The sequence below is a fragment of the Protofrankia sp. Cr1 genome (assembly GCF_963555865.1).
GTDB lineage: Bacteria > Actinomycetota > Actinomycetes > Frankiales > Frankiaceae > Protofrankia.
Map to the genome: position 1 here is coordinate 2,899 of NZ_CAUVXO010000354.1, position 3,067 is coordinate 5,965.

General features: G+C 65.9%; 3 protein-coding genes. 2 read left to right on the forward strand and 1 reads right to left on the reverse strand.

The features are described from left to right. Positions 1 to 64: 64 nt before the first annotated feature. Positions 65 to 1,630: a class I adenylate-forming enzyme family protein gene (locus U9980_RS21105; RefSeq protein WP_322769510.1), complete on the reverse strand. Its 1,566-nt coding sequence runs from the start codon at positions 1,628 to 1,630 to the stop codon at positions 65 to 67. 259 nt (positions 1,631 to 1,889) lie between these two features. On the opposite strand from U9980_RS21105, the gene U9980_RS21110 reads away from it, so the two are divergent. Then, positions 1,890 to 2,654 (forward strand): phosphosulfolactate synthase, encoded by a 765-nt coding sequence (locus tag U9980_RS21110; protein WP_322753711.1) that lies wholly within the window; start codon positions 1,890 to 1,892, stop codon positions 2,652 to 2,654. An 11-nt stretch (positions 2,655 to 2,665) separates the two neighbouring features. Continuing rightward, positions 2,666 to 3,067, forward strand: coding sequence for a VOC family protein (locus U9980_RS21115; protein WP_322769511.1), 402 nt, complete (start codon positions 2,666 to 2,668; stop codon positions 3,065 to 3,067).

The window sequence follows — 3,067 nt, forward strand, 5'->3', positions numbered from 1 at the left end:
TCCTGGGAAGAGCCCGGCGCTGTGGTGGTGGCCCGTACCGGGCTCGGCGTCGCCGTCGTCATCGTCATCCGAATCCGTTCGTACAGTCGAGCCGGTCACGCAGGCGTTGGTTTCCAGCGGGGCGGTTGCCGGCGAGTCGCCGCATCACCTTGCCGGTGGGTCCGACCGGCAGCGCGTCGACGACGTCGATGGCAACTGGACGCTTGAAGCGCTCCAGGACGGACTCACAGCGGGCGGCCAGATCGGCGGTGAGGCTCTCGTCGGCCCCGGCGGCTGGTACCACCAATGCAACCGGTGTCTGGCCGAGAACCGGATCGGGGCGGCCGACAACCACGGCCGCATCCACCCGGGGATCGGCCAGCAGGACCTCCTCCACCTCGCGTGGGAAGATCTTCTCGCCACCCCTGTTGATCACATCGTCGGTGCGGCCGGCGAGGAACAGGTACCGATCGGCGTCGAAATACCCCAGGTCGCCGGTATCGAGCCAACCGTCGGCGTCAATCCGCTCGTTTCCGGCCTCGCCCAGATAGGCTCTGATCACCCCGGCGCCGCGGATCTGGACGCGGCCCGTGACGCCATCGGGGCACTCCTGCCCGTCCTCGTCGACCACCCGTACCTGCGTGGCGACCGGTAGCCCGACCGAGCCCGCCTTGCGCACACCACGCAGCGGATTGGCCGCTATCTGGCTCGCGGCCTCGGTCATGCCGTAGGTCTCCAGCACCCCGATGCCCGTGGCCTGCTCGAACGCGTGCAGCACCGCGACAGGCAACGCGGCCGACGCGGACCGGACAAAACGCACCCTGGTCGAACGCGCCTGCCCGACATCCGGGTCGCGCGCGAGGATGGTCACGATGGCCGGTACGGCGTTGATCCAGGTCACGTCGTGTTCGACGATCCGTCGCCAGAATCCCCGGCGGCGGAATCGGGTGTCCAACACGACCGCGCCGCCCGCGGTCAGGGTGGCCAGCAGCCCTACCACCTCGGCGTTGACGTGGAACAGGGGCAGCGGACAGAACCCGACGTCGTCGCTGGTAAGGCCGTGATGGACGGCCACCGCACGCGCGACGTGCACGAGCTGTGCCTCGCCAAGGAAGATCTGCTTGGCCGTCCCCGTGGTCCCTGAGGTGGACAGCACCACCCCACCGCCGGCGGCCGGCCGGTCAGCGGTAGGAGCTGGACCGCGGTGGTCGACCCGGGCGGGGCGCGGGCCGACCCGCCCGACGCCGGCCGCCGCAGGTAGCTTCCGGTCGGTGACCACCAGGGCAGGTCCGGCCATCGTGAGCATCCGCTGCAGCTCCGCCGGGGGAGCGTCTGGGCTCAACGGGACGGCGTGGCGTCCGCTGGTGATGGCTCCGAGGTAGGCGGCGGCGAAATCCACCGGATCGGCGACGACGATCGCCACTCGCTGTCCGGGTCGGCAGCCGGCACGGTCGAATTCCGACCACCAGTCACCTACTGTGGCACCGAGTTCGTCGTAGTGCATGCGCCGGCCGCTGCCTGCGTCCACGAGACAGACCCGACGGGGATGGTCCCGACTATGAGCCTCCAGTAGCTCGATCATGCGGCGGTGGCCCGTGGGCGACCGCTCGTCCAGATCCATCGAACGAGGGCTGTCATGGGTAGCAGGCACGTTCGCATCCTTCTCGAACAACGTTAACGAAACCTCGGGACCCGATGAGAGTTTACCGAAGGACCTGCTGGCGGATCATGTTTGCATGGATGGTAAAATTCCGCCGCCTGCCCCGATCTCTCAGCGATTCCACAGCTGGTATTAAAGCCGTTCTCATGTGGTGGTGGAAGGGTAGGGGCGGTATTTGGTGTGCGTGGTGATTTCATCCCGCACACCGGATCTCCGGACCAGTCAAGTGCCGCTCCAGGAGGTGGCCGTTATGATCACCAGCGCTCTCACTCTGCCTGCACGCCAGCCGAAGCCACGTTCCCGTGGAATCACGATAGTGATCGACAATGGCCTGCCGACAGGCTATTTCCGCGATGCCGTCGCCAGCTTCTGCGATCATATTGACCTGGTGAAGTTCGGCTGGGGTACGTCGCTCGTGACAGCCGGGATGGCCGATAAGATCGCCTGTCTGCGCGGCCTGGGTATCGACTTCCTCTTCGGCGGTACCCTGTTCGAAAAGCACATTCTACAAGGTCGTTTCGACGATTTCCGGGAGCTGTGTCGCGAGCAGGGCTGTCGGTATGTGGAGGTGTCGAACGGGACCATCGACCTCGGTGTCGAGGAGAAAGCGAGCTACGTTGCCAAACTCGCCGACGAATTCGTCGTGCTGAGCGAGGTCGGATTCAAGGATGCCGAACGTTCCGAGCGTCAGTCGCCGTCCCGGTGGATCGCCGCCATTCGGACCGACCTGCATGCCGGCGCCCAGATGGTGATCCTGGAAGCACGTGAGACCGGGACCAGCGGCATCTGCCGGCCGGACGGGCAGTTGCGGTTCGGTCTGATCGAGGACATCCTCGACTCCGGCGTGCCAGTCGATCGACTGGTGTTCGAGACGCCTACCAAGACGCTGCAGACCCACTTCATCCGCCGGGTCGGTCCGGATGTCAACCTCGGAAACGTGCACGCCGCCGACGTCGTGGGCCTGGAGACCCTGCGGCTCGGGCTCCGCTCGGACACGCTGCTGGCCTTCGAGTAGAGGAGCGGGCCGTGCGAAACACCGCCGATGTCTTTCATCTCGCCATTCCCGTGATGGACCTGGCGGCGGCGCAGCGATTCTATGTGGACCTGCTCGGTTGCCGGCTCGCCCGCCGTTATTCCGACCGGATCACGCTCGACTTCTTCGGCGACCAGCTTGTCTGCCACCTCACTCCTGATTATGAACCTGGCGAGGCGACGTTGTACCCGCGCCATTTCGGCGTGACATTCCGGGACGGTGCCGACTTCGACGCACTGCTGCGCCTGGTCGAACTGCGCGAGGTGGCGGTTTTCCAGTCCGAACAGGTACGTTTCGCCGGGCTGGTCGAAGAGCATCGGACCGTGGTGCTGCGCGACCCGTCGGGCAACCTGCTCGAATTCAAGCACTATGTCGACCCGCGGATGATGTACTGA

Excerpts from the sequence above, each read along its gene's own strand:
- U9980_RS21110 (WP_322753711.1), top strand. The coding sequence starts at position 1,890 with ATGATCACCAGCGCTCTCACTCTGCCTGCACGCCAGCCGAAGCCACGT.